Annotated in this window: 19 protein-coding genes; 14 read left to right on the top strand and 5 right to left on the bottom strand. The window is 58.2% G+C overall.

Translation table 11 applies throughout. The annotated features are described in order from the left end of the window. Window positions 1-193 precede the first annotated feature (193 nt). The 4 genes from glnA (at window position 194) to L1A08_RS07160 (ending at window position 5,059) form a co-directional block, all read left to right on the top strand. On the top strand, window positions 194-1,612 hold the full coding sequence (glnA, locus tag L1A08_RS07175; RefSeq protein ID WP_238755633.1) for a type I glutamate--ammonia ligase: 1,419 nt from the start codon (window positions 194-196) through the stop codon (window positions 1,610-1,612). A gap of 544 nt (window positions 1,613-2,156) precedes the next feature. Beyond that, window positions 2,157-2,636 (top strand): GNAT family N-acetyltransferase, encoded by a 480-nt coding sequence (locus L1A08_RS07170; RefSeq protein ID WP_238755632.1) that lies wholly within the window; start codon window positions 2,157-2,159, stop codon window positions 2,634-2,636. A gap of 106 nt (window positions 2,637-2,742) precedes the next feature. Next, window positions 2,743-3,702: a YdjY domain-containing protein gene (locus L1A08_RS07165; RefSeq protein ID WP_238755631.1), complete on the top strand. Its 960-nt coding sequence runs from the start codon at window positions 2,743-2,745 to the stop codon at window positions 3,700-3,702. A gap of 385 nt (window positions 3,703-4,087) precedes the next feature. Continuing rightward, window positions 4,088-5,059, top strand: a complete 972-nt coding sequence (locus L1A08_RS07160) for a DUF1571 domain-containing protein (RefSeq protein WP_238755630.1) — start codon at window positions 4,088-4,090, stop codon at window positions 5,057-5,059. A gap of 335 nt (window positions 5,060-5,394) precedes the next feature. On the opposite strand, the gene L1A08_RS07155 is transcribed toward L1A08_RS07160, so the two are convergent. Next, window positions 5,395-6,573: an isocitrate/isopropylmalate dehydrogenase family protein gene (locus L1A08_RS07155; protein ID WP_238755629.1), complete on the bottom strand. Its 1,179-nt coding sequence runs from the start codon at window positions 6,571-6,573 to the stop codon at window positions 5,395-5,397. Between the two features lie 260 nt (window positions 6,574-6,833). Here L1A08_RS07155 and L1A08_RS07150 point away from each other — a divergent pair, with 260 nt between their 5' ends. Then, window positions 6,834-9,164 (top strand): carboxylesterase family protein, encoded by a 2,331-nt coding sequence (locus tag L1A08_RS07150; RefSeq protein ID WP_238755628.1) that lies wholly within the window; start codon window positions 6,834-6,836, stop codon window positions 9,162-9,164. A gap of 102 nt (window positions 9,165-9,266) precedes the next feature. On the opposite strand, the gene L1A08_RS07145 is transcribed toward L1A08_RS07150, so the two are convergent. Beyond that, entirely contained in the window at window positions 9,267-9,779 is a 513-nt protein-coding gene (locus tag L1A08_RS07145) for a PH domain-containing protein (RefSeq protein WP_238755627.1), read from the bottom strand. Window positions 9,780-10,198: 419 nt separating this feature from the next. Here L1A08_RS07145 and L1A08_RS07140 point away from each other — a divergent pair, with 419 nt between their 5' ends. From L1A08_RS07140 to L1A08_RS07120, 5 genes are all read left to right on the top strand, one after another. Then, window positions 10,199-12,100, top strand: coding sequence for a cation:proton antiporter (locus tag L1A08_RS07140; RefSeq protein ID WP_238755626.1), 1,902 nt, complete (start codon window positions 10,199-10,201; stop codon window positions 12,098-12,100). Window positions 12,101-12,147: 47 nt separating this feature from the next. Beyond that, window positions 12,148-13,026 (top strand): KPN_02809 family neutral zinc metallopeptidase, encoded by an 879-nt coding sequence (gene ypfJ, locus L1A08_RS07135; RefSeq protein ID WP_238755625.1) that lies wholly within the window; start codon window positions 12,148-12,150, stop codon window positions 13,024-13,026. A 210-nt stretch (window positions 13,027-13,236) separates the two neighbouring features. Beyond that, window positions 13,237-13,419: a hypothetical protein gene (locus L1A08_RS07130; protein ID WP_238755624.1), complete on the top strand. Its 183-nt coding sequence runs from the start codon at window positions 13,237-13,239 to the stop codon at window positions 13,417-13,419. Between the two features lie 227 nt (window positions 13,420-13,646). Continuing rightward, the gene (locus L1A08_RS07125) at window positions 13,647-14,513 is read left to right on the top strand and encodes a hypothetical protein (protein WP_238755623.1); all 867 of its coding nucleotides are present in this window, start codon (window positions 13,647-13,649) and stop codon (window positions 14,511-14,513) included. Window positions 14,514-14,601: 88 nt separating this feature from the next. After that, on the top strand, window positions 14,602-15,555 hold the full coding sequence (locus L1A08_RS07120; RefSeq protein ID WP_238755622.1) for a beta-propeller domain-containing protein: 954 nt from the start codon (window positions 14,602-14,604) through the stop codon (window positions 15,553-15,555). Window positions 15,556-15,585: 30 nt separating this feature from the next. Here L1A08_RS07120 and L1A08_RS07115 read toward each other — a convergent pair whose 3' ends face one another. After that, the gene (locus tag L1A08_RS07115) at window positions 15,586-16,872 is read right to left on the bottom strand and encodes a DUF1552 domain-containing protein (RefSeq protein WP_238755621.1); all 1,287 of its coding nucleotides are present in this window, start codon (window positions 16,870-16,872) and stop codon (window positions 15,586-15,588) included. Beyond that, complete coding sequence (locus L1A08_RS07110; RefSeq protein WP_238755620.1) at window positions 16,869-19,388, bottom strand: DUF1592 domain-containing protein; 2,520 nt, start codon at window positions 19,386-19,388, stop codon at window positions 16,869-16,871. The genes L1A08_RS07115 and L1A08_RS07110 overlap by 4 nt, the downstream gene beginning before the upstream one ends. Window positions 19,389-19,648: 260 nt before the next feature. Between L1A08_RS07110 and L1A08_RS07105 the strand changes: the two genes are divergently transcribed. The 4 genes from L1A08_RS07105 to L1A08_RS07090 all read left to right on the top strand — a co-directional run bounded on the left by L1A08_RS07105 (window position 19,649) and on the right by L1A08_RS07090 (window position 24,479). Next, the gene (locus tag L1A08_RS07105) at window positions 19,649-20,848 is read left to right on the top strand and encodes a serine hydrolase domain-containing protein (protein WP_238755619.1); all 1,200 of its coding nucleotides are present in this window, start codon (window positions 19,649-19,651) and stop codon (window positions 20,846-20,848) included. A 25-nt stretch (window positions 20,849-20,873) separates the two neighbouring features. Next, complete coding sequence (locus L1A08_RS07100; RefSeq protein ID WP_238755618.1) at window positions 20,874-21,503, top strand: trimeric intracellular cation channel family protein; 630 nt, start codon at window positions 20,874-20,876, stop codon at window positions 21,501-21,503. Window positions 21,504-21,612: 109 nt separating this feature from the next. Next, window positions 21,613-22,356, top strand: coding sequence for an ABC transporter ATP-binding protein (locus tag L1A08_RS07095; protein ID WP_238755617.1), 744 nt, complete (start codon window positions 21,613-21,615; stop codon window positions 22,354-22,356). Then, the gene (locus tag L1A08_RS07090) at window positions 22,353-24,479 is read left to right on the top strand and encodes an ABC transporter permease subunit/CPBP intramembrane protease (protein WP_238755616.1); all 2,127 of its coding nucleotides are present in this window, start codon (window positions 22,353-22,355) and stop codon (window positions 24,477-24,479) included. The genes L1A08_RS07095 and L1A08_RS07090 overlap by 4 nt, the downstream gene beginning before the upstream one ends. A gap of 190 nt (window positions 24,480-24,669) precedes the next feature. Here L1A08_RS07090 and L1A08_RS07085 read toward each other — a convergent pair whose 3' ends face one another. Further along, window positions 24,670-25,107, bottom strand: a complete 438-nt coding sequence (locus L1A08_RS07085; RefSeq protein WP_238755615.1) for a methyltransferase family protein — start codon at window positions 25,105-25,107, stop codon at window positions 24,670-24,672. Window positions 25,108-25,137: the final 30 nt, after the last annotated feature.

Here is a 25,137-nt window from a genome sequence, read left to right as displayed (position 1 = left end):
GGGACGGAAATCAGAATTTCTCTGAAGTCAGACGGAAATGCCATACGAAAACCGGTTGCGGTTTGCTCAAATAGCGTGCACCGAAAAGGGACCGGTATGGTGTTTGCATTCCATTCAGGCCACCATATCGTCAAATCATTACGCACGGGCCCCACTGCCCCTGGAACCCACCACGTTGAAACAGGCGCTCAAAATGACTCCACGGGAGATTCTGGCACTCTGTCGCGAACACGAAATCCGAGCCGTTGACCTGCGGTTCATGGACTTCCCCGGGACGCTGAAGCACTTCACGATCCCGTCGCAAGTTCTTACAGAGAAATCATTTGAGGAAGGATTCGACTTCGATGGCTCCTCGATGTACGGCTGGCAGGCCATTAATGAGAGCGACATGCTCGTGGTGCCGCAGCCCGAAACCGCCTTCATCGACCCCTTCCTGCCCAATACGCTTTGTCTGACCTGCAATATCCAGGACCCGATTACTCGGGTTGATTATGCTAAAGATCCGCGCAACGTTGCGCGCAAAGCAGACGCATACATGAAGTCGACCGGAATTGCCGACGAATGCCGATTCGGCCTCGAACCGGAATTTTTCATCTTCGACAATGTGCGGTTCGACCAGACGATTAACCAGGGCTTCTACTATCTGGAAAGCGCGGAAGGAGAATGGGCTCGCGGCCAGTTTTCCGAAAACCCGCACAGCAATGCCGGTTATCAGATCCGTCGGCGTGAAGGCTACTTTCCGATTCCTCCCGGCGACATTCTGCACGGTCTGCGGAATGACATGATGCTTGCTCTGACCGAATGCAACATCGACGTCGAAGCCCAGCACCACGAAGTCGCGACCGGCGGGCAGGCGGAGATCGATATTGCTCACAAGCCGCTTGTGCAGGCTGCCGACCTGCTGCTGCGGTTCAAGTACATTGTGAAGAACGTCGCCGCCCGTGCTGGAAAGACTGTCACATTCATGCCGAAACCGCTGTGGGGCGACAATGGATCTGGCCTGCACATGCATGTTTCGATGTGGAAGAACGGCGAGACTCTGTTTGCCGATTCCGGATACGGCGGCCTGAGCGAACTGGCTTTGCATGCCATCGGCGGCATTCTGCATCATGCCCCGGCTCTGATGGCCTTCTGTTGCCCGACGACCAACAGCTACAAACGACTCGTGCCGGGCTACGATGCTCCGATCAACCTGACCTACAGCTTCCGTAACCGCTCAGCCGCAATTCGGATCCCCGTGCATTCGGCGACCCGAAACAGCAAACGGTTCGAACTGCGGTTCCCGGATTCTTCGTCGAATCCCTATCTGGCAATGTCCGCGATTCTGATGGCAGCTCTGGATGGCATTCAGAATAAGATCGAACCGGGTCCGCCGCTCGACAAAGACATCTACGACCTCGATCCTAACGAGCTCGACGACTCGCCCTCTACTCCGGCCAGTCTCGATCAGTCCCTGCAGGCTCTGCGGAATGACCACGACTTCCTGCTGCGTGGTGATGTCTTCACCGAAGACGTGATTGATACCTGGATCTGGTACAAGACCGAGCGGGACGTGAAGAACCTCCGCGAACGTCCCCATCCATGCGAGTTTTTGATGTATTACGATATTTAGGCGCTGGGGGCAGGCGTTAGGCGCCAGGCTTTGAGGGATGCTTGTCCCGGGGGTTTGCGTCGAATGACGCATCCGTCGCCTGCGGCTGGGCCGCTCTGGAAGAATCGTCCGCGCAAAAAACAAGGCGTAGTCAACTACACCGTTGACTACGCCATGTTGTAATGCAGGGCGAATGCGGGCCAACCTCCGCCCTGCGGAAGATTATTAGATGCATGCCGCGTACCAATTCTCTCAGGAAACAAAAAACAAGCCACAACACCTTTGCCTGTAGAGACTTGCGATTTTCATAAGAATTTACCGCGTCGGGGGGCGTCATGCTGGTGTAGCGTTTTGCTACAGGCCTCAACGTGGTGTTTCACCACACCGTCGCAGAATGGAACGGCGGTTCGCATTCTCTTGCGAGGGGCATAGGGCATTTAACCCCGGGAGCTCAATCCTGTCAGAACGGAGAAGATAGCCTTGCACTCCGGATTGGATATGATAATTCATAGCTTCCAATCCAGAGATTCCCGCTGCGACTTCTTGAAAAAGGCCCCCGGGTGGAATGACAGAGAATATTGCCGATCACGTGACCATCCGCGCTGCCGAGTCCAAGGACGCGGAACGCCTGCTGGAGTTCCTCGAACCGTTCGTCGCCGATCGGCGTCTGTTGCCCCGGACGACCGATGAGCTGGACCAGCTTGTCCGCACCGGCTTTCTCGCCGAGGTCGATCGAAAACTGGTCGGCTTCGCCTCCCTCGAGATCTATTCCAAGAAGCTGGCCGAGATTCGTTCCCTGGCGGTTTCTCCGATTTACCAGGGGCTTGGCATCGGTCGTGGACTGGTCGCCCGTTGTGTGGAGCTGGCCCGCGAGCGGCGGATTCTGGAAGTGATGGCCATTACATCCTCCGAAGACTTCTTTCGCACCTGCGGCTTCGACTTCACGCTGCCTCGCGAACGCAAGGCGTTCTTTCTCGAAACCTATGTCGATGAAGAGTGTCCCCTCGATGATCTGCATGTCGCTGAGAAAGTCGAGACCGAGTAACCAGTCCCGCTTTTCGCTGCTCTGAGACCGCTCGAATTCGATCTGCGGTCCTCTCCACGGTACACTGCGGCTGGAGCCTCGTCTCACTTCGAAAAGGGAAATGCCCATGGTTTCTCACCGACTGCATGCGTTCGCCTTCTTCTGCATCCTTGCCCTGCCAGGCTTCGCGCTCGCTTTTCAGCCTGCCGATCTGGACGAAAAGCCTCAGGCGCCGGCGGAACTGGCTCCCGAAGTCAAAGAATTGATTGCGACGGCGACGCCACTGAATCAGCAGCAGACACTGTTTCTCGATCGGAAGAACAAGGCCGTCTTTCTCAAGGCTCATGTCGCTTTGCAGGAAGGTCTGCTCGAAATGCTCTGCTGTCCGCAGCAGACGAAGGAACATGAATCGATTCTCTCGGTCAATTGTTCGGCCGCAGCCGTGCACGCGGCTCTGCTGGCGATTGAAGCCGAGCCGGGCGAGCCCGTCAGTTATGACCCCAAATTCCAGCCCCCCAGGGGGGAAGTTATGGCGATTACCCTCATCTGGAAAGAAGAGGGGAAGGTGAAACGTCAGGAAGCGCGGGAGTGGGTCCAGACAGTAACTCGCCGGTACTTTGGGGCCAAATTGGAGACTCTGCCGGAAGGCTTCGAGATCCCGGAAGACTCGGGGCTCTTTTACGATCGCAACGAGAATCAGCTGCTGTTCTTCGGCAAGATGACGCCGGAGCAGAAGAAATCCCTGCTGACTCTCTCGAATGATGCCGCCTACCAGAAGGCAATTGAACAACTCGAGCAAGCGAGCCAGCCGGAAACTCTCGAAGCCGACTGGGTCTTCGCCGGGAGCCTGTTCCAGGAAGATCCGCAAACCGGCGAGCGTCGGTATCTCGCTGAAGGTGGAGACCTGATCTGCGTGGCCAATTTCCCTTCAGCGATGATCGACATCGCCGCCCGCAGCAGTGCCGACGATAGCCAGCGCGGCTACGAGGCCAATCCGGATGCCGTGCCTGAGCTGGGCACCCCGGTTCTGATCAAACTGCAACGGACTCAGGACGTGCAGCCGGCCGGCCAGAAGAGTTCCGATTAGAGAACTCTGACAAACCAGGACAAATTTGGAACCGGCGAGCTTTGCGGCAGAATTTCGGTGTGCACCCATTGCATGTCCTGATCGGGTTCTTCGACCGCGCGAAAAATCGGTCACCGAGCACCAACTCCACAGCCGAATCGTTAGGTATCACGAACGACAATCTGTTGCCAATTCCGCACGATGCGATTCCGAATGGGCTTTGCGTTGACCGTTCAATCCACGCGATCCTGAACGCGGGAAAAAATCCCGTCACCTCGTGACCGTGGAGTCCGCCGACTGAGGCGCGACTCCGCACTCAACGCTGAAAATCAGCAGACCGTCTGTCTTCCATGATTCGGAAGACGCGGACGATCAGAATTGCGTGCAAGCTACAGGAATCACTCTTATGACGAGAGAAAATCGAGGTTCTAAACCCGAAGCCTCCAACTCTCTGCGAAACGTCCTTGCAGCCATGCTGACTTGCGGAGTCGTGGCCGGGATGTATTACAGTTATCAACCCGCCAGTGCAGACGATCTGCCGCCGGTGGAAGACCGAATCAGTCGTCTCGACAGCAAGGTGCTTGTCACGCCTTCCGTCCCCTCTCTTCAGGATGTCGTCCCGACTCCACAGGACCGGATGGAAGCCGCCGATGAGGCTCCAAAGCTGAACGCCGATCAACTCGCGTTGAAGAAGGCGATCGACATGCTTCACGTCGGCGTGGACCGGCTCGACAACGTCGACAACTACTCGTTTGTCTTCGATCGCCAGGAACGAATCGATGGAGAACTGCGCGAGAACCAGCAGATTCAGGTCAAACTACGTCACGCCCCCTTCTCCGTCTACATGCAATGGCTGACCGGTGATCGCGGACGCGAACTGCTCTACACGGAAAACCAGAACGAAAACCGGATGCTGGTGAAGCTCGGCGGACTCAAAGGCCGATTCATTCCGACACTCAAGCTCGATCCGAATGGGGACCAGGCAAAGTCGGAATCACGTCACCCGATCACTCAGGCCGGGCTGGTGAATCTGGCTCGCGAAATCATCAAGAACCGCCGCAATGATCTCGAAGCCGCCCAGACACCGCGATGCGTTGTCGAAGAGGGCCATTCCTTCAACGACCGCCCCTGCACGCGGCTCTTCCTGGAGTACGCATCCAAGGAGCAGTCGCCGGTTTATCGGAAGACGATCACCCTGATCGACGACGAGCTGAGCCTTCCGGTCTATGTCCGCAACTACACCTGGCCCAACGAGAACATGGTCGACATCGAGCAGGAAACGCTGATCGAGTGCTATGCCTTCAGCGAGATCCAGTTCGAACGCCAGCTGGCCGATGCGACCTGGGAACGAGAAAACCCGGACTACCGATTCCGCTAGAGCGGATCGCTCTACCGTATGTCCGCGAATGAGCGTCGAATCGCCTGAAACGCTGCATCTTTCGCGGACCGAACGGTTACACCAAAAAGTAAACTGCTCTAAACGGACAACGAATCATTTTGACTGCGAGAGATAAGGATGCTCTCGAATTTTTCGAAGTGCTAAGATCAGGAGGGTCTTAATCATAAAACCCGGCAGCCACCTTTGTGGCTGTCGGGTTTTTGTATGCGCGGATATGAAACAGAAGAAGCAAGGGACAAACGAGGTTCGTCGCTCCAATAAAAAAGGCACGCTCGATTTGAGCGTGCCTTTTCTGTTCTGCGTTGTACGAGTGCTTAGCCGAGTTCGGCCATTTTGCGGCAGATGGCCTCGGCCATTTCCTGGGTGCCGACAGCGGTCGGATCGTTGCGATCCTTCTTCAGGTCGTAGGTCACGTCCTTGCCTTCGACGATGACGGCTCCGATGGCGCGGTCGAGTTTCTCGGCGGCTTCGAGTTCGCCGAGATATTCGAGCATCAGCTTGCCGGAGAGGATCAGAGCGGTCGGGTTGACCTTGTTCTGACCGGCGTATTTCGGAGCCGAGCCGTGGGTTGCTTCGAAGATGGCGGCATCCGGGCCAATATTGGCTCCAGGAGCCACGCCCAGTCCGCCGACGAGACCGGCACACAGGTCGCTCAGGATGTCGCCGTACAGGTTCTGCGTCACGATGACGTCATACAGATCCGGCTTCATCACCAGCTGCATGCACATGTTGTCGATCAAACGTTCCATGTAGGTCAGGCCGCTGCCGTCCTTGACGTTGCCGACCAGTTCCGGAGTCGGCTGCACGCCGTTGGCGAGTTCATCCCATTCGAACTTGGCCCCGTAAGCGAGAGCGACTTCGCGGGAAACGTCGTACCAGAGGCCGTCGGTGTACTTCATGATGTTGGCCTTACAGACCGAAGTGACCGACTTCCGCTTGGTGCGGATGGCGTAATCGAAGGCGAAATTGGCGATTTCGCAGGTTCCCTCGCGGCTGATCGGCTTGATGCTGACGCCGGTCGTTTCCGGAGAAGTATTGATCTTCTTGCCGGTCGCGAACTCGTTGATCGTTTTGATCAGCTGAGCGGTCTTTTCCTCACCTGCCTGGAACTCCACGCCTGCGTAAAGGTCTTCGGAATTCTCACGGACGAGCACGAGGTCGACGCCAGCGTCGGCGAAGCGGGTGTCCATTCCGGGATAGCTTTTGCAGGGACGAACACAGGCGTACAGGCCAAGTTCCTGGCGGAGGAACACGTTGACGCTGCGGAATCCCTTGCCAATCGGCGTGGTAATCGGGGCCTTCAGGGCGACTTTATTGGAGCGGATCGAATCCATAACTCGATCGGGCACACCACCTTCGGCTTCGATCACTTCGATTCCGCATTCCTGGTGGTCCCACTCAATTTTGACACCTGTGGCGTCGATCACCTTACGAGTGGCTTCCGCAATTTCCGGTCCGACTCCATCACCAGGAATCAAAGTGACTTTGTACATTCTTTTCCTCTAATCTAGCAGGGTCGATGAAGTCGAGCTTTTAGAAAGACGCCAACCATTCCCGGGGAATCTGTAACGTGCGTCCCAAGTTATCGAAACGGAATGGCGACTTCAAGGCGTGCCGTATGTTGATGTTACAGAGACTTCCAGGCATTGATTCGACCGACGCGGCTGCGAAGAATTTCCTTCGCCGAACATTCTGCGTCTGTTAGGATGGGTCCGCTTTCGAAATTCGTTCACGCCACGCCTCTTGTTTCAGGATGAGTGCGATTTCTTCGCTGTTCCGCAAGCTTACTGATTTCGCCGCCCCGCTCGGGGTCGTTCTCGGCTTTCTACTGACTGCCGGGACGGCGCAGGCTGGCGAAGTGGTGATGCGGAGCGGCTACCGCTTCGAGTTTGAGGGCAAAGCGGTCCCCGTTCAGGCTCTCACCATCGAACAGATTAGAGGGGCCGCACAGGGCCCGATCGTCGGGTATCCGTTCACGATGTTCGAAGATCCCGCCCGCCGGACGTATCTGCCGCAGGCTCTCGTCTCCGAAGTGCAACTCGGTGATATTCCGGTTGATGAGTTCAACGTTCGCATTCCTCCCGGCCCCAAGTCAGTGATGTTTGGCAGTATCGGCGGCTTCACAATTCCGCCGACGCCGTTCTCCGAATTCGGGCGACGAATCGTCTCGCTGAATACGCCCAATGGAAACCTGGAGATCATTCAGGCGATTTCAAAACTGAAGCCGGACTTCATCACGCTGACGGCTCTCAAGCAGAACTGGGAATACAGCATCAGCTCCCGGGAGATCCCGCCGGACGTGATTCGGGCGACCATATCGAACGCGACCAACTTCAACGACGACAATCACGAAGACCGCCTCGCGGTGGTGCGATATTTTCTCGATGCCGGAATGCTCTCGCGAGCTCAGCTGGAACTCGATGGCATCGAGAAAGATTTCGAAGACATGGAAGCGCGCGTCCGCGAACTCCGGCTGATGATTCGCCAGCTGGAAGCAGCGGAGTATCTGAAAGAGTTCCGCTCCCGACTCGATGCCGGTCAGTTTGAGCTTGTGGCCCGGCTGTCGCCTCGCTTCCCGCGAAACGATATCAGCGAAGCGACACTGGCGGCTGTTGATCAGATGATGGCCGACCATGAGACTGCTCACGAGAAGATGGATCGAGTGCGGGCAGGGCTCTCGCGACTCCAGGCCGAGGTGAAAGACGCCGCGCACCTCGAACGGTTTCAGGACATGCGCTGGGTTGTCGACCGACGGCTTTCGCGAAACACGCTCGAACGGATGTCGCCGTTTCTGCAGACAATCGACGACCCCACGCTCTCGGCTGAAGAGAAACTCGCGCTCGCCTATTCCGGCTGGGTCGTGGGCCCTGCACTGGCCGATACCGATCCGCTGAAGGCGATCAGCCTCTGGGATGCCCGTGATCGCGTTCGCGATTACCTGCAGTCCGCCAACTCGCTGCGGCAGCAGGACATTCTCGATTCCCTGATGCGACTCGAAGGCATTGGGCCGGAGGCAATGGCCGCGATCGTCGGTCTTCTCGGCCCGGTCTTCGAGACGCCGGTTTACCGTGAAGGTCAATCGCTGACGATGCAGACAATGCGAGTCGGCACCTCAATTCCGTACGAGATTCTGCTTCCGGCCGAGTATTCTCCGGATCGCAGCTATCCCGTGATCATGGCGCTGCACATGGCGGGCATGTCCCCCAAGGCCGAACTCGACTGGTGGGGTGGAACAACGATCTCCGGCCCTGCTCATCGCAACGGCTACATCGTCATCGCACCGTCCCTGCAGGGCGAAAAGACCGGGGCCAGCGATCTGCATGAACGCGTCCTCGAAGTCCTCCGCGACGCCCGCCGACGGTTCCATGTCGATTCCGATCGCGTGTTTCTGACCGGACATGGTTCCGGAGCGGATCTGGCTCTCGACCTCGGTATGGCTCATCCGTCGCATTTCGCCGGACTGGTTTCCATCGGCGGGCGGCTCAACGAATACGCTCACCATTACTGGGAGAACTGCGAGGAGCTTCCCTGTTACTACGTGATGGGCGAACTGGATGGCGACCTGTTTGCCGCCAACTCCAGCGATATCACCCGGCAGGTTAAGAACAGCTACGATGTGGTTCTCGTGCAGTACAAGCAGCGGGGCAACGAAGATTACCGCGAAGAGTTGCCGCGGATTTTTGACTGGATGGGTCTGCAGCGTCGCGGCGACCAGCCGATCGAACTGGAACGAGTGACGATGCGGCCCGGCGATAACCGCTTCGACTGGATCGAGTTCTCCGGCCTGCCCGCCAATATCATCGAGCCGCGACTCTCTCGCACCGGCCGCGTGATTCCGGCCAGTCCGCTGCCGATCGAAGGAACCATCACGCCCGGCAACAACATTTACCTCAAAGCTGGGGTAAGCCAGCTGACCGTGTGGCTGTCACCGGAACTTGTCCGTTATGACGAACGGGTCAAAGTCAGCTGGAAGGGCCGCACGATGTTCAACGACTTCCCCGAAATGAACATCTCCACGATGCTGGAACAGGTCTACACAACAGGCGACCGCTCCCGGTTGTACTGGACGCGGATTGATCTGTAGCCGGGATCGATGCCCGCATGGAACAGCTCAGGCGTCAGTACGACCTCGTGGCTTCGCCAGCCCGGTTGAATCCATCGGGACGGCCCTTTGCCATGTTGCGTCTCAGACCTTCATTTCGACGCCAGAGGCTTTCATGCACTGCTGCATCACGTCCAGGAGTTTCTCCGGTTCCATCCCCGACATGGGGGGCAGAGCGACGTGGAATCCCGAGGCCGATTTGTCGTAGTTGGGCACTCGTTCGGGACCGGTATAGCGCTTATTGAGATCGACGCCGACACGGCGGATCATGCCGATTTCGAACAGGCCAATGCGTTCGACCTGATCCCAGCGATACGTTTTACGCCGGAATCCCGAGGCAACCGTCACGCCGGCGGGATCGACTTCCAGATAGCAGGCGCCCGGCAGGATCACGCTCAGAGAGGCGATGATCGAGAGTGTGAACAACGTCACGAGAAACCAGCCCGCCATGTTGCCCTGGCCGACCATCTCAATGCCGGCGGCCAGAAAGATGACCGAGAAAACCAGCACAATAATGCTGCGGGTCAGATCGGGGGTCAGTCGTAAGGTCGGGACCTCGAACGACGGGTCCTGCTGTTGAGTGTTCTGTTCAGTCATGGGGACATCCTCCATGCTTGCTCCGTACGCCAATGATTCACAGACAGATCAAGGCCGACCTGTACTCCTCGATTATAACAATTCCGGCCGATGATTCCCGCCGTTTTCACAGGACTGTGCCAGATCGAATCGATCGAAGCCGTTGAAACTCGCGCCCCTTCGTCGGAAACCGCCCTCAACCGGTGCCTCTGAAAGAATGCTCGCTCCAACTTCGGGCCTTGCTCAACCGATTCGCTCGAGCAGCGGGTTTGATCCGCCTTCTCTGATTCGGAATTTCAATCGACACATTCGCGGTCGCTCCTATAATCGGCCCTGCAGTCCAGCCGGTGGGAATGAAGATGAACTGACCGACTCCGATGCGATCCCCCGGGGTCTGCCACAGATTCGCTTCCGCGGATCTCTGCCTACAAAGGAAATCCATGCTCCAGTTGCTCGAGTCTCCTCTGATTTATCTGACCGGCCTGTTCGTGCTGGGCATTACGGCGCAGTGGCTGGCCTGGCGTTTGAAGCTGCCGGCGATTCTGCTGCTGCTCACGTTCGGCTTTCTGGCCAATCTTGTTGTCGATCCGACCGTGATCATCGACGACAAGCTGCTTTTCCCGATCGTCTCGCTCTCGGTGGCCATCATTCTGTTTGATGGGGGACTCAGTCTCCGGCTCGCCGAGTTGAAGAACACGTCGAAGGCGCTCACACGACTCGTGTCCGTCGGCTGCCTGATCACCTGGATTCTGGGCACCGTGTTCGCGAAGCTGATCTTTGAAAGCTGGTGGGTCTGCGCACTGGCCGGGGCGATTTATACCGTGACCGGCCCGACGGTCATTGGCCCGCTGCTTCGGCACGTGCGACCGAATGCAACAGTGACCTCGGTCGCGAAGTGGGAAGGGATCGTGATCGATCCGATCGGTGCCCTGCTCGCTGTGCTGGTCTCGACGGCGATCGCCTCGAGCAGCGTTGCCGAAGCAACGGTCGACATCATCATCAGCCTGGGAGCGGCGGTCGCCATTTCTACCGTCGTCGGTTTCATCACCGCTTACATCCTGATCGTGATGATCCGCAAGCATTTGATTCCGGACTATCTGCAGAGCCCGCTGATGCTGATGAGCGTGCTCGCGTCTTACACCCTCTCGAACGTCATGCTGGCCGAATCAGGACTGGCGACCGTAACCGTGCTCGGAATTCTGATGGCCAATCAGCGGAGCGTGTCGATCGGGCATCTGATCGAGTTCAAGGAGAACCTCGGAGTTCTGCTGATTTCCGTGCTCTTCATTCTGCTGGCTTCGCGGTATCCGTTCATGGAACTCCTGGAACTGGGCTGGCCAGCTGTTCTGTTCCTGGCTTTGATGATCGTCATTGTCCGCCCCCTTGCCGTCATGATCTCGACCTACGGAACGAACCTGAAATGGAAAGAACGTATCTTTCTCTCGATGCTGGCTCCCCGCGGGATTGTCGCCGCCGCCGTTTCGAGTGTGTTCGCTCTCGAACTTTCCCACCTGGCTCATGTGGAACACACGCCTGAATCTGTCGCAATGCTGGCAGATCTTTCCAAGCTTGTGCCGCTGACATTCGTGGTGATCGTGGGTACGGTCGCCTTCTACGGCCTGACCGCTGGTCCGCTGGCCCGCTACCTGGGATTGTCCGAATTGAATCCTCAGGGAATCCTCATTGCGGGAGCCGATCATGTTGCTCGCGCTGTGGCCGGTGCGGTCAACAAGGAAGGCTTTCGCGTCCTTCTGGTGGATACCAATCACGAGAACATCAAGTCGGCTCGCATGCTCGGCCTGCCAGCCGTGAACGCCAGCATTCTTTCCGAGTATGCCCGGGAAGAGCTGAACCTGGGCGGCATCGGTCGCTTTCTCGCGCTCACGCCGAACGATCAGGTCAACATGCTGGCCGCGCTGGAGTTTCACGAAATCTTCGAACGAGCCGATCTGTTTCAGCTGAAGCCGAACGTCTCCGAGAAGCATCGCCAGGCTCTGTCGCATCAGTCGAAGCGGGCGCGGTACGTCTTTTCCGGAGGGACGACGTATCGCACGATCAGCGATTTGATTACCGATGGCAGCGTCGTGAAGTCGACCAAGCTGACTTCTGAATTCCCGTACTCGGCCTTCGTGAAGAAGTACGGAGCCCAGGCGGTGCCGCTGTTCGTGATTTCAGAGTCCCGCAAGCTGGAAATTCTGACCGATGAAGATCGCTCGGAACCGCAGCCCGGAGAAACGCTGATCGCTCTTGTTCCCGATCTGACCTACGCTAAAGTAGCAGAAAAGCTGACCTCTACGGCGGAAGCGAAAACGAATTCGGAAAGTTCGAATCCGCCCTCGTAAGAGCCTGCCAGTCGTTCATTCTGCGGGTGTTCTGAAAGGAAAGTGCGATGCGACTTGGCCGGATTCGTCGAAGTGGGAACGTTCAGGACCGGCGGGCCATGGGCCCGAAGAAAGTCGCCGCCGGCGGAGGCCTGGGGCTTCTGCTGATGGTTGGTCTGATTTTTCTCTCGGGCGGCAACCTGGGCGATGTTCTTCAATTCGTCGTTCGGAATCAGGCAAACGTTCAGAATCAGCCGGCTCCGCTCAATCCCCAGCAGCAGGCCGAGCAGGATGAACAGGCGGTCTTTGTCAGCAAAGTGCTGGCGTTGACCGAGGATGTCTGGTCGGAACTCTTCTCGGAATATGGGCGCGCCTATCAGCCCCCTCAACTCGAGTTGTTCCGGGGCACCACGCAGACGGCCTGCGGACATGGAGCAGCCGCAATGGGTCCCTTCTACTGCCCGGCCGATTCGATGGTCTACATCGATCTGTCGTTCTACGACCAGCTGCGGGATGAGCTGAACTCGCCGGGGGACTTCGCTCAAGCGTATGTGATTGCGCACGAGGTCGGGCATCACGTGCAGAATCTTCTCGGTTATTCCGATCTCGTCCAGCGGGCCAGAATGCAGTCGTCGGAAGAGGAAGCGAATCAGATGTCGGTCCGACTCGAACTGCAGGCCGACTATCTTGCCGGCGTTTGGGCCCATCATGCTCAACAGCAGTTTCAGGTGCTCGAAAGCGGCGATGTTGAAGAGGGCCTCAACGCGGCTCGTCAGATTGGCGACGACATGCTGCAGAAGAAATCTCGCGGCGTCATCGTTCCTGAACAGTTCACACACGGCACATCAGCTCAGCGTGTTCGCTGGTTCCGGGAAGGCCTGCGTTCGGGAGACCCTTCGAAGGCGACCCTCGATCAGTTTTTCGATTCGTCTTATTCCTCGCTCTGAAGCGGATCGCTCGACCGGATACGGAGGACTCCTCTCGGATCGGAGCGTCCGCACTATTGAACCAGCCGCTCTAAACCCCCACTCACACAAGCATTTGGACATATACTGACCTGAATTCGGAACACGATTCGCTTAATCCAGTCATCATGTCGCGGCGAGGACGCCGCGGAGGACTGATCCCAGTATTCTACTGTGAAATAAGGGCGAATCATGAACAAACTGTGTCAGCGAGTGCTTGTGACCGTAGCATTGGGTGCCGCTTTCTTCGTCACCTGGAGAGAGGGTTACATTCAGGGATTCTGCGAACGTCAGGAATATGAACAATTTGGAGGACTGATCGAGACTCCGGCAGAAACGGTCAGCTGGAACTTCGATGTCAGCTCGAATCAGTAACTCTGCAAACCCGGACTGAGCCTACCGAAACCCCACCCAGAAGCCCCACCAGTTGACCTGCCGACTCTGAGCTCCCCGCTTCAGAACCCAACAAGCCCAGCGACAACCAACACACGATCGATTATGATAACGGTGCGCACATTTTGTGTGACTCCGGCGTCGCCCTGCACTTCAGTGGACTCACGCCGCCCTTCGTTTCGTAATCCTCGCATGTCGGATATCGCCGCTTGAATCGGCCGTTACATAACCGTGAAGAATACGTCGAGCAGGCCTACTTCTTCCGCGCCTATCGGGAGCGGCTCGAAGAGGACTTGCCTGCGCAGGAGATTCTCAAGTCGATCTCTCAGGAGATTCTGGCGACGACCCGACTGCCGATGGCGCTTGAGTTTCTCGCCTCCGAGTTGATGATGCACGGTCGCATTGGCGGCGGGATGCAGCGTCTGCCCCATTACTTCACGCCGTTTCAAACGTTCGTCATCGGCCAGGCCGAACTGGATCGCTCCCGGTTCGATCTGAAGATTGCGCTGGAGATTCTTGAGAAAGAAGCGGAGTTTCTGGCCGGCGAATCAGCCAGTCGCCAGGGACTGTTCATGTACCAGTTCGAAGCGCTCTCGCGGAACCGCCTCGGCTATCAGGACGGGCTGAACTCGGTGGCCAGCGACCCAATGTTCGACGATGACTGGCGAGACTGGATCGGCAAGGTGAAGCAATCACTCGGCATGGTCGAGTTCTCCGAGATGATCTACCTGCGTTCGGAATTCCGCGTCTTTGAAGTCCAGCGCAGGACCGAGAACCCCGACTACAAGCCGTCCTATCCGGTGCTGTTCGGTTTGCAGGAAGGACGCATTGCGCAGGCGAATCGCGGCCGCGATCCACTTTACATGTTCGCCGCTCTGCAGCGGCATCTGGGCTATCCGAGAGTTCCACGACCGAAGCCGCCGGCCAGCAAACGGATTGATCCTCTCGTTGAAACCCGTCTGCAGCAACTCGAAGCCCGCCTCAAACTGCTGGAAGCCGAACAGGCCGGCCAGCTCGATCTCTCGGAGTTCTACGTGAAGGACGAAAAGCCGACATTCAAGGACGGGCCCGGTTGATGACCGGTCGAAGCGGAACGATTGCCTGAACCGGCGACTCCTCGATAGACTCGAATTCGTCCCCTGCTCCGTTCAAAGGATCGATCCGATGATTCGCCGCAACGCCGTTCTGCTGCTTCTGTTTTCCCTGAGCACCCCGTTCTTTTCGCATGCTGCCGAACCGGATGTCCGCCATTCGTTTCTTACTGCGGACTCGTCAAAGAATCTGATCGCGATCATCGGCGACGACAGTCAACTTCAATGGAGCCATCAGATTGGTCCCCTGCACGACCTGCATCTGCTCGAGAATGGCAACGTTCTGTTCCAGGACAACTGGACGCACATTGTCGAGATGAATCCGGACACCAACCAGGTCGTATGGGAATTCACGGCCGGTCAGAATACGGATCGCAAAGTCGAAGTCCATGCCTTCGAGCGACTCGCGAACGGCAATACGATGGTCGTCGAATCAGGGACGTCGCGGATTCTGGAAGTCGATCCGAACGGGAAGGTCGTGAAGACGATCCCGTTACAGGTGAAGGAGCCGCATCATCACCGCGATACCCGGCTCGTTCGCAAGCTCGATTCCGGAAACTATCTGGTCTGCCACGAAGGCGAGGGCCTCGTCGCTGAGTACAATGCCGACGGCAAGATCGTCTGGCAGTACAAGGTGCCGCTCTTCGGCGAAAAGCCGCGCAAAGGTCACGGCGTCGAAGGATACGGCAACCAGTGTTTCGCAGCCCTGCGACTCAAGAATGGCAACACGCTCATATCGACCGGGAACGGCCATCGTGTGATTGAAGTGACGCCGAAGAAAGAGATCGTCTGGTCGCTCGAACAGAACGAACTGCCCGGCATTCAATTGGCGTGGGTGACAACACTGCAGGTTCTTCCAAATGGCAATATCGTGCTCGGAAACTGTCACGCCGGTCCGGAGAACCCGCAGATCATCGAAGTGACACGGGACAAGAAGGTCGTCTGGTCGTTCAAGGATTTTGACCGTTTCGGGAACGCGCTGACCAACACGCAGATTCTGACAACCAACGGCAAAGGCGTAAATTAAGCTCTCACAGCAGGGCTGGCTTCGAAAGCATCAGGCGAAATCGAGCCCGGTCATCGTCCCCATGCCGGATGAGAACCGGTCGGTCTCGATGCCCATCCGCTGCAGCATGCTGACGTAGAGATTCGCCAGCGGGTAGTTGTTCTTCCGCGAAAACGCCAGATGCTGGCCATGCCGGAATCCGCCGCCGGCGAGCAGGACCGGCAGGTTCGTCGTATCGTGCCGCGAAGCATTGCCGAGGTTACTGCCGTAGAGCACCATGGTCTGATCGAGCATCGTCGCCGATCCTTCCCCGACTCCGCGGAGCCCGGTCAACAGACGGTTCAGTTCCCCGAATTGGGCTTCTTCGACAAGCCGCAACTGCTCCCGCGATTCTTCGAGACTCATCTGATGCGTCAACGCATGGTGAGGCATTTCGACGCCGGGCAGATCGACCTTGGGATTGAACTGTTGCGTCACAAAAACCGTGATCAACCGCGTCGAATCGGTCTCGATCGCGAGCCGTGACAGATCGTAAATTGCCCGCGTCCGCTCGACGAGAGCCGTTGGGTCGAGATTGTCCTTTGGCATCTCCACATCGACCCTGGGCTTTGGCTTCTGCTCCCAGGCTTCGCTCGCTTCGAGCCGCTGTTCGACCTCGCGGACGGACGTGAGAAACTGATCGAGCCGCTGGCGATCTCGCTTGCCGGCTTTCCGTTCGAGAGACTGCAGTCGGCCTTCGAATTGATCCATCAGGCTCTGGCCCTCGCGGAGCCGGGCGATCTGGGCTTCGACTTCGCGCGGAGATCCCTGCAGGAACAGCTGACGGTAAATCGACGAAGGCCGAAACTCACTCGGAATCGCCACGCCGTCGGCGGAGTAGGACAGCGACTTGTTGGAGGGACCGACGCGCAGCGTCAGACTCGGGAAGCGCGTCACCGGACCCTGAATCATGGCGGCGTACTGGTCGAGCGAAATCGAGTTCTTGAAGCCCGGCTTTCGTGGATGGGGCGCCCCGGTGAGGAAGCAGAGATCTGTCTGGTGGCCGCCGGTTACTTCGGGATGCGACAGGCCAGAGAAGACCGTGAACTGATCGCGATGTTCGGCAAGGACTTGCAGGTAGGGCGTCAATTTGAAATCGCGACCGGGTGCTTCCGGGAAGAAATATTCCGGCACAATTCCGAGATCGGTCATGATGGCGATCATTCGGCGCGGTGGCGTTGGTTCGCCCGCGCCGGCCCAGCTGCGTTCCACCAGACATTCGAGCCAGGGCAGCGTCAGACAGGCTCCGGCCGATCGGAGGAATCCACGGCGGTTGAGTGCGTGCTGAGTGTGCATCATCGAACGGTCTCGACTGAAGTTTGCTTGTGGTCCAGAAACATACGGCTTGTCACAACCGCATCGATCATATCACGAATACCGAAATTCCCGGCTTCCAATTCTTTCAGGATCGCTGTGAACTCGGCTTCATCAGCGAAGCTGACGGGCGTACCGGTCGCGTAGACGATGAATTGCCGCAACAGATTCCCGGCCAGTTGCCGCTCTCTCTGCAGCAGAAGCTGCTTGAACTCTTCAATGGTCTGAAACTCTCCCGATCCGGGCATGTCGCCGGAGGGATCGACCGGCAGCGCGAGGCTCACGCGAGCCGGCTGTCCGCCGCGGAGAAACAGATCAGGAATCCGTTCCCCCTGCCCCAGCGACCGATACCGTTCCCGAAAGCCGCCCATCACGTCGAACGATTCGAGAGCGAAACCGGGGGGATCGATCTTCCGATGACATCCCGCACAGGCCGGATCGTCGCGGTGTTGAGCGAGCTGCTCCCGAATCGTGGTCGCTCCCGAAATATCGGGTTCCACAGCCGGTACCGATGCGGGCGGAGGAGGTGGCGGGTCCCCCAGAATCTGCGACATCACAAAAGTCCCGCGCGTCACGGGCGAAGTCGTCGTACCGTTGGCGGTCGTCTTCAACACAGAAGCCTGCGTCAGAATTCCGCCGCGATGGCAATCCTCCGGCAGTTCGACACGACGCATGACCGTGCCGGTGACATCCGGAATTCCGTAATGCTCGGCCAGTCGCTGATTAAGCACGGTAAAGTCGGAATCGGCGATGTGACTCACGCCAAGATTCTCGCGAACCAGCAGCGCGAAGTACTCGCGGGTTTCTTTCATCATCGAATCAAGCAGCAGCGGATTGTACTCGGGGTACAGATTCTCATCGGGCTCGGTGAGTTCGATGTCCTTCAGAAGCAGCCAGTGATCGAGAAAGTGATTGATGAAACGTCCCGCCCGAGGATCGGCCAGCATCCGGTCCACGTGACTGAGCAGGACCGCCTGATCGTCCAGACGACCGGAAGCCGCGTCGCTCATCAGACGCTCATCGGGCGGTGAAGACCAGAGGAAGTACGCCAGTCGCGATGCGATCGCGTATTGAGACTCGCCGCTATCCGGTGCATTCACCAGGACAACGGCCGGCGAGGTCAGGATCGCTCGATAAGCGGCAAGCAGTGCTTCGGCATAGCTGGCTCCGGTGGCAGTCTTCTCCCGATAAACAGACCGCGGCACGTTCAGGTCTGAAGAATTAACGGCGCGGCGTAGAGCTCTGCCCGCAAACTCGGCCAGCAACCGCTCGGCTTGTTGATCAGCGTTCTTCGGGGTCAATGTTGACACGTCGACCGGAGCGTAATCGCGACCGCGGCGTTCGCGGCGATTCAAGCTGGCTTCATTCTTCTTGGTCAGTTTTTGATCGCCGAACAGTCGCTGATGGCTCTCAGGTGGCCACTGGTCATAGAACGGACCTTCCATCTCCAGCCAGTTGAAGACGACGCCATTGCCCCGTTGTCGCTTCCAGGCTCCCAGTCCCTGCCCGCCCGATCGAATCACCGGATACGTCGAGGACGCGACGAGCGGTTTGATGTTGTCTCCCGCGTTGAGCCAGACGGTGATCTCGGCTGTCGTCGGTTCGTAGGACGGCAGATCACAGTAACCGAGCGTGCGGTCATCGGTATAGAAGCCGACCGTCTCTACCCGGTCAGTCGGCACGATCTCACCCAGACGATTCGTGATTCCATAGCCATGCACGCGAAGCGTGTAGTAGCCGGGCAGTTCGACGCGGAATGGTCGGATCGTCATCCCCAGATTGCTTTCTCCATTGATGAAAACCGCGAGTCCGTCGAGTTTCGGCTCCTGGTCGACCACATCGCCGCTGTCCTGGGCCGCGAAGTCGCCAAGGTTAATCTCCAGCGTTTCATCCGGCTGCATCCCGTTCATCGGAATCGCCCGCCCCTGCCGCAGCATGGAATAAAATCCCTGACAAGTTTTCCGGGTCTCGTCAACACCAAGGACTTCGGCTCGAATCAACTTCGGTTCGGGTTTAACGGGTGTCGGTGCAATCGCCTGCTGCAAAGCGAAGTCGGCGGCTTCCATCCACTTCACGACGTGGACATGCGAGATATCGAGAGCCTCGGCGGACTTGTCGAAACCATTCGCCGAACCGTCGGGCGGGAGAATTTCGAGAACGTTCAAATGCGGCATTGCGAGAATCTCACGCAGCGTGCTCTGATACTCATAGCGGTTAAGCCGCCGCAAAGCCGATCGACCTTCCTGGGCATAAAGAGCCTGTTCCAGCGAAGTCAGCTCCTGACGCAGCGCTTCAACGAACAACGTCCGTTCGGCCGGAACAGGCTGTTCCATCTCGGCGGGAGGCATCTCGTGCCGCTCGACCCGCTGATGAATCTGTCGCCATTCCAGAAGAGTGGACCGATCGACGCCGGTATCGAGCAGGTCGTCGAGAGTGAAGCTCGCTTCCGCCGAATCGCCCTGATGACAGTCGAGGCAGTGCGTGTTCAGAAACTTCTGCACCGCGGTTTCTGACGCCCTCACGGGGAGTACGAACGCAACGCAGGCGAGAAAGATAAAGAAAATTGAGCGCAAATTCATTGGGAATCACTCAGCAGGGAGCGGAAGAGGCGGGCCATCAACATGGTATCGGTGCCTTCCGATACGGACAAGGAGTAATTTCGAGCCGAAGCCCCGCCGGGAACCGCAAATCCAGCCGGAATCGGTTAGAGTGACCCTGCACTCTGGCTCCCCTCATCCGCTACTGAATCGCGAGTCTTTCCATGCAATGTCCTTCCCTTTCAATCTGCTTCGGCTTTTTTCTCGGCCTCACGATTGCTTTCGCGAACCCAACTGCGACCAGGGTTCACGGTGAAGAAACCTCCGAAATTCCGCGAACGGGATCGACTGAGTCTCGTCTCTCTGCGGACCAGCAGACTGAGATCGACCAGGTCGTCAAGGAAGGAATCGAGAACGGCCAGATGCCGGGCTGCGTGGTGCTGATCGGTCACCGGGGCAAGATCGTTCTGGCGAAAGCGTACGGCCATCGTCAGTCGGAACCCGAAGCGGTCCCGATGACTCTCGATACCGTTTTCGATCTGGCTTCGCTGACCAAACCAGTCGCGACCGCCACAAGCATTCTGCATCTGGTTGAACAGGGGAAGTTGAAGCTCGATCAGAAGGTGACCGCAATCCTGCCGACGTTCACTGGAAACGGCAAGGAGAATATCACCGTCAGACAGCTGCTGATTCACCAGTCAGGACTGATCGCCGACAACTCCATTCACGACTACGGCAACGGTCCCCAGCAAGCGTTCGAGCGAATCGATGCACTCAAGTTGACCGCCGATCCCGGGACGAAGTTCATCTACAGCGATGTCGGGTTCATCGTGCTCGGCCGGATTGTGGAAGCCGTCAGTGGTACCCCCTTGAACGAATACGCGGCTGCACACATCTTCAAACCGACTGGCATGCAGGAAACCGGCTACCTGCCCGACAAATCGCTGCACAGCCGCACGGCTCCGACGGAACAACGAAACGGTGACTGGATGCGGGGCGAAGTCCACGATCCCCGGGCGTATGCCTTGAATGGCGTCGCCGGACATGCCGGTTTGTTCTCCACGGCAGAGGACCTGGCCCGCTATGCGACGATGATGCTCAACGGGGGCACAATCGATCGGCAACGGGTGTTGAAGCCGGAAACCATCGAGCTGATGATCACGCCCCACGAGGTCTCCCGCGGAGTTCGCGGACTGGGCTGGGATATTCAGTCGCCTTATTCCAGCAATCGCGGCGACCAGTTGAGCGAGCGGGCGTTCGGACACGGCGGCTTCACCGGGACGGTCCTTTGGATTGATCCCGACCAGGATCTGTTCTTCATTTTCCTCAGCAATCGACTGCACCCTGATGGCGAGGGTTCTGTGAACTCGCTGGCCGGTCGGATCATCTCGATTGCGGCGGCTGCACTGTCTTCGACGGAGTGAACTTTGAAAGGTCCCTGAACGAGCGATGAGCACGTTCCAGCTGATTGAATTGATCGCCGTGATTTCGGGCGGAACTTACGGCGTGCTGCTGGCCCGCCGGCATGAGATGGATCTGGTCGGCGTATCGAGCCTGGCGTTCATGGTCGCCTTTGGCGGGGGAACGTTGCGAGATCTGTTTCTCGACCGCTATCCCCTGTTCTGGATTCGACACGATCATTACGCGGTCATCGTCTTCGGGCTGGCCCTCGTCACTTCGCTGTTGCCGCGAATTCCGGACGCCGTTGAGAAATACCTGAGCATCCCGGACGCTCTCGGTCTCGGCATGTTCAGCGTGGCAGGAGCGCTGGCGGGACTGGAATCGGAGACCTCTTTATTCATCGCGGCCATCCTCGGCGTCGTGACGGGAACGTTCGGCGGAGTGATTGCCGATGTCGTCTGCAATCGCGTTCCGAGCCTGTTTCGTCATGCTCCGTTGTATGCAACCTGCTCGTTCGTCGGCTGTTGGCTGCTGTTCGGTCTGCAGTGGCTTCAGATTCCGGATCCCTATGCCATCGCGATCAGCCTGGCGTTCATCGTCACTATGCGGCTGATCGCTCTGCGATGGAACGTCCGCCTGCCGCAATACTCCCCGAGTGATGAGCCGTTCGACGAATAGAGCTCACTGGAACAAATCAGCAGTGGTCCGCCGCTTCACCCTCGACGCTGTCCAAGACATTCCGCATCTGGTCTGTTACAGTGAAACGCCCTTTCTGCGTGAGTGTCACATGATTCATGTCCATAAGCTGACAAAGCGATATTCCGCCACGAACCTCGCGGTGGACGAGCTCTCGTTCTCAGTCAACAGTGGTGAAGTCTACGGCCTGTTGGGCCCGAACGGCGCCGGCAAAACGACGACGTTACGGATGCTGCTCGGCCTGTTGCCACCGACATCGGGAGACGCCAAGATCGAAGAGCATTCGATCATGAACGCTCCGGTGGAAATCAAGCGGCGGATCGGTCTCGTTTCCGCTTCGGCTGGTCTCTATCAATGGCTCACACCGCGCGAGGTGCTGGAGTACTTCGGCTGGGGTTACGGCTTGAAGCCCGAGACCATTCGCCGCCGGACCGCCGAACTGACCGAAGTCATGCAGATCGGCGATTACCTCGATCAACGGTGCGCGACACTGAGTACCGGGCAGACGCAGCGGGTCAATTTGGCTCGCGCGTTGATTCACGATCCCCCGGTTGTTCTGCTCGATGAGCCGACTCGCGGACTCGATGTGCTGGGGGCGCAGGTCATCTTCGACTACGCCGCCCGGCTGCGTCAGGACGGAAAAGCGATCATTGTCTGTACCCACAAGCTCGAAGAAGCGGAACGACTGTGCGATCGCTTCGGCCTGCTCCACCGCGGTCGACTGCAACAGGAGGGAACGATTGAAGAACTTCGAGCCGCCACCGGCGAAGATTCACTGGTCGAGATGTTCCTCAAGATGATCGGCCCACTGCCGACGGAGGAACGGATCGCATGACACAGCCGCCCCCCACTTCGGCCGACGACTCGGATTCTGTCGCCCGACAGATCTTTCATCTGACCCGCAAAGAACTTCGCGAAACGCTGCGCGATCGCCGGACGATCATTACGCTGCTGGCGATGCCGCTACTGCTCTACCCGCTGCTCGGTCTCACGTTCCGCTACATGGCGGTGCTCGAAGCCCGGGCGGAAGCACCTCATGTTCGCCTCGCGTTTGAGTCTGAAGACGAAGCGTTGTGGATTCAGGATGTTCTGGAAACAACAGATGCTCTTCGCAACAGTTCCGAAATCGACGATATCACCGACCCTCGACTGAAGTTCGACTTTCTCGTGGCTCAAGACGGGCAGTCTCTGTCTGATTCGGTCGCGAGAGGAAGTGCCGAGCTTGGCATCCGCGTTTCGATGACCGAGCCGATCACGCGAACCGGCCCGCGGGGACGTTCCGTCGAGTTAATACAGGTGGCGGGGTCGGCAGTCAGCCAGCGAGCCGCCGATGATCTCGAACGCCGCCTCGCTGCCCTCAATGTGGTTACGCTGTCAGACATCGTGAAAGACAGCTACCCGGAGTTCAACCTGCCGATCACCCGCACAATCGAGATGGTCGAACCGGTGGGAGAGACGTCGGCGATTCTGGGACTGCTGCCGCTCGTGCTGTTGCTGATGACGGTGACGGGGGGCGTCTATCCCGCGATCGATCTCACAGCCGGCGAGCGAGAACGCAATACGCTCGAAACTCTGATGGCCCTGCCGGTGCCGCATATTCGGCTGCTGTTCGCGAAGTACTTCGCGGTCATCACCGTGACCATGCTGACCGGGTTGATGAACCTGCTGGCGATGAGTGTGACCGTCTACTCGCTGCAGCTCGAAGGAACGCTGTTTGGCGAGAACGGACTGACGGTGCTTGTGCTGCTCAAGCTATTTCTTGTCCTCGTCGCGTTCGCTGTTTTCTTCTCGGCTGCGCTGCTCGCTTTAACCAGTTCGGCTCGCAGCTTCAAAGAAGCCCAGGCGTACCTGATTCCGCTGCTGCTACTCGCGATTGCCCCCGGCTTCGTGATTCTGCTCCCCGACTGGGAACTGACGCGGACCACCGCGATTGTGCCGATCATCAACGTGCTGCTGCTCGCGCGGGATCTCTTTCAGGGCACCGCGTCGCCCCTGCTGGCTCTGGCCACTGTCGGGACGACGTTGCTGTATTCGACACTCTTCCTCTTCATCGCGGCTCGTATTTTTGGAGCCGATGCGATGCTCATTGGCAGCCGGGGACAGTGGCGGGATCTGATTGATCGCCCCGCGGAGTTCGCCCGAACGCCCACGGCTGCCGCAGCGGGATGCCTTCTGGCGTTTCTGTTTCCGGTGTACTTTGTGAGTTCCGGATTGCTGCAGCGAATGGCCGACGCCTCGATTGCACAACGGCTGACCGTCTCGGCTCTGCTCACCATCGCTCTGTTTGTCGGAATCCCCCTCCTCTTCGCGATGTGGCGTCGATTGCGCGTGTTGACCGCATTCCGGATCGCCGCTCCCGGTTATTCCGTTTGGCCCGGCGTTGTCCTGCTGGGACTGGCGACCTGGCCCTGCATCTTTGAACTGGTCGTGCTTGTGGAATCGACCGGTCTCCAGAGATTGACCGAACAGAACATGGACCGCATTCAGGCTCTGCTCGATGCCTGGCGACAGGTTCCAATCTGGGTGGTCGTGGTTGCCCTGGGAATTGTGCCTGGAGTCTGTGAAGAGTTTTTCTTTCGCGGTTTTCTGTTCTCCGGACTCCGATCGCGAACCAACGGACTGCTGACCGTCCTCGGAACGGCGATCGCGTTCGGACTCTTCCACGTGGTCCTGGCCGGAGGAGCTGCCCCGGAACGGTTGATTCCAAGTACCTTGATGGGCCTGCTGCTCGGCTGGGTTTCGCTGCGAACCGGAAGCATGGTCACCACCGCAATCCTGCACGGGATTCACAACTCGACGCTGCTCATCATGGCCCACAAACGGGACGAACTGGCCAACTGGACCGTCACCGCCGCCGAACAGTCGCACCTGCCCGCGACATGGATCATCGCCTCCGCAGTCGGCATTGTTGTCGGGACAAGCTGGATCTGGATCACAACCCGCCAACCTCAATCGTAATGGCGGGCGCCTTCACGATTCGTGTTGGTTTGCATCCCAACCCGAAGCGTGAGCGAGGGCCGGATGCGCGTCCGACGTCGATTTCCCTCGCTGACGCTTCGGGTTAAGACGTTTCCTGACGGGGAGCGTTTCAGGATTCTCACGGGCGGGGAACGAAGTCCCAAGAGGCTGCGCCGTGGATGAGAGGCGTTTAATACAGAAACGGTATCCAGCGCCAGCGGGTGCGGCAGAACTCGCCGTAATCGGGGAAGCGGGCGTGCAGGGCTGCTTCTTCGCGGCGGGCTTTTGTGTCGAGGACGAACATCAGAGCGATCCAGACCACTGTTCGCCAGGAGAACAGATCGGGAACGATGGTCGCGACCGACGACAGGGCGAGAGCCGAGTACATCGGGTGTCTCAGCCAGCGGTAAGGGCCGTTGGCGACGAGTCGGGCGTTGGCGCGGAGTTCCGGGAGCACCGAGACATACCGCAGGCGCATCGTGAGAACCGCCCAGATCAACAGCAGGGCGCCGAGCACAACAGCCGTCCAATGCCAGACTGTCATCGACTGCCAGGGAAGCGTGAGAAACAGAACCGCGGCAAGAACGGTTTGCAGAACGACCAGCATCCACGACAATCGACGGCTCACAGGACTCCTCCCTCTTTCAGAAGAATCGTC

It is taken from the genome of Rubinisphaera margarita, from assembly GCF_022267515.1.
GTDB classification, from domain to species: domain Bacteria; phylum Planctomycetota; class Planctomycetia; order Planctomycetales; family Planctomycetaceae; genus Rubinisphaera; species Rubinisphaera margarita.
The sequence above is the reverse complement of the archived record's forward strand: the minus strand, read 5'-3'. Positions and strand labels throughout refer to the sequence as shown.

Excerpts from the sequence above, each read along its gene's own strand:
- L1A08_RS07090 (WP_238755616.1), top strand. The coding sequence starts at position 22,353 with ATGACACAGCCGCCCCCCACTTCGGCCGACGACTCGGATTCTGTCGCC.
- L1A08_RS07120 (WP_238755622.1), top strand. The coding sequence starts at position 14,602 with ATGATTCGCCGCAACGCCGTTCTGCTGCTTCTGTTTTCCCTGAGCACC.
- L1A08_RS07115 (WP_238755621.1), bottom strand. The coding sequence starts at position 16,872 with ATGATGCACACTCAGCACGCACTCAACCGCCGTGGATTCCTCCGATCG.
- glnA (WP_238755633.1), top strand. The coding sequence starts at position 194 with ATGACTCCACGGGAGATTCTGGCACTCTGTCGCGAACACGAAATCCGA.
- L1A08_RS07105 (WP_238755619.1), top strand. The coding sequence starts at position 19,649 with ATGCAATGTCCTTCCCTTTCAATCTGCTTCGGCTTTTTTCTCGGCCTC.
- L1A08_RS07100 (WP_238755618.1), top strand. The coding sequence starts at position 20,874 with ATGAGCACGTTCCAGCTGATTGAATTGATCGCCGTGATTTCGGGCGGA.
- L1A08_RS07140 (WP_238755626.1), top strand. The coding sequence starts at position 10,199 with ATGCTCCAGTTGCTCGAGTCTCCTCTGATTTATCTGACCGGCCTGTTC.
- L1A08_RS07145 (WP_238755627.1), bottom strand. The coding sequence starts at position 9,779 with ATGACTGAACAGAACACTCAACAGCAGGACCCGTCGTTCGAGGTCCCG.
- ypfJ (WP_238755625.1), top strand. The coding sequence starts at position 12,148 with ATGCGACTTGGCCGGATTCGTCGAAGTGGGAACGTTCAGGACCGGCGG.
- L1A08_RS07160 (WP_238755630.1), top strand. The coding sequence starts at position 4,088 with ATGACGAGAGAAAATCGAGGTTCTAAACCCGAAGCCTCCAACTCTCTG.
- L1A08_RS07130 (WP_238755624.1), top strand. The coding sequence starts at position 13,237 with ATGAACAAACTGTGTCAGCGAGTGCTTGTGACCGTAGCATTGGGTGCC.
- L1A08_RS07150 (WP_238755628.1), top strand. The coding sequence starts at position 6,834 with ATGAGTGCGATTTCTTCGCTGTTCCGCAAGCTTACTGATTTCGCCGCC.
- L1A08_RS07095 (WP_238755617.1), top strand. The coding sequence starts at position 21,613 with ATGATTCATGTCCATAAGCTGACAAAGCGATATTCCGCCACGAACCTC.
- L1A08_RS07165 (WP_238755631.1), top strand. The coding sequence starts at position 2,743 with ATGGTTTCTCACCGACTGCATGCGTTCGCCTTCTTCTGCATCCTTGCC.
- L1A08_RS07155 (WP_238755629.1), bottom strand. The coding sequence starts at position 6,573 with ATGTACAAAGTCACTTTGATTCCTGGTGATGGAGTCGGACCGGAAATT.
- L1A08_RS07170 (WP_238755632.1), top strand. The coding sequence starts at position 2,157 with ATGACAGAGAATATTGCCGATCACGTGACCATCCGCGCTGCCGAGTCC.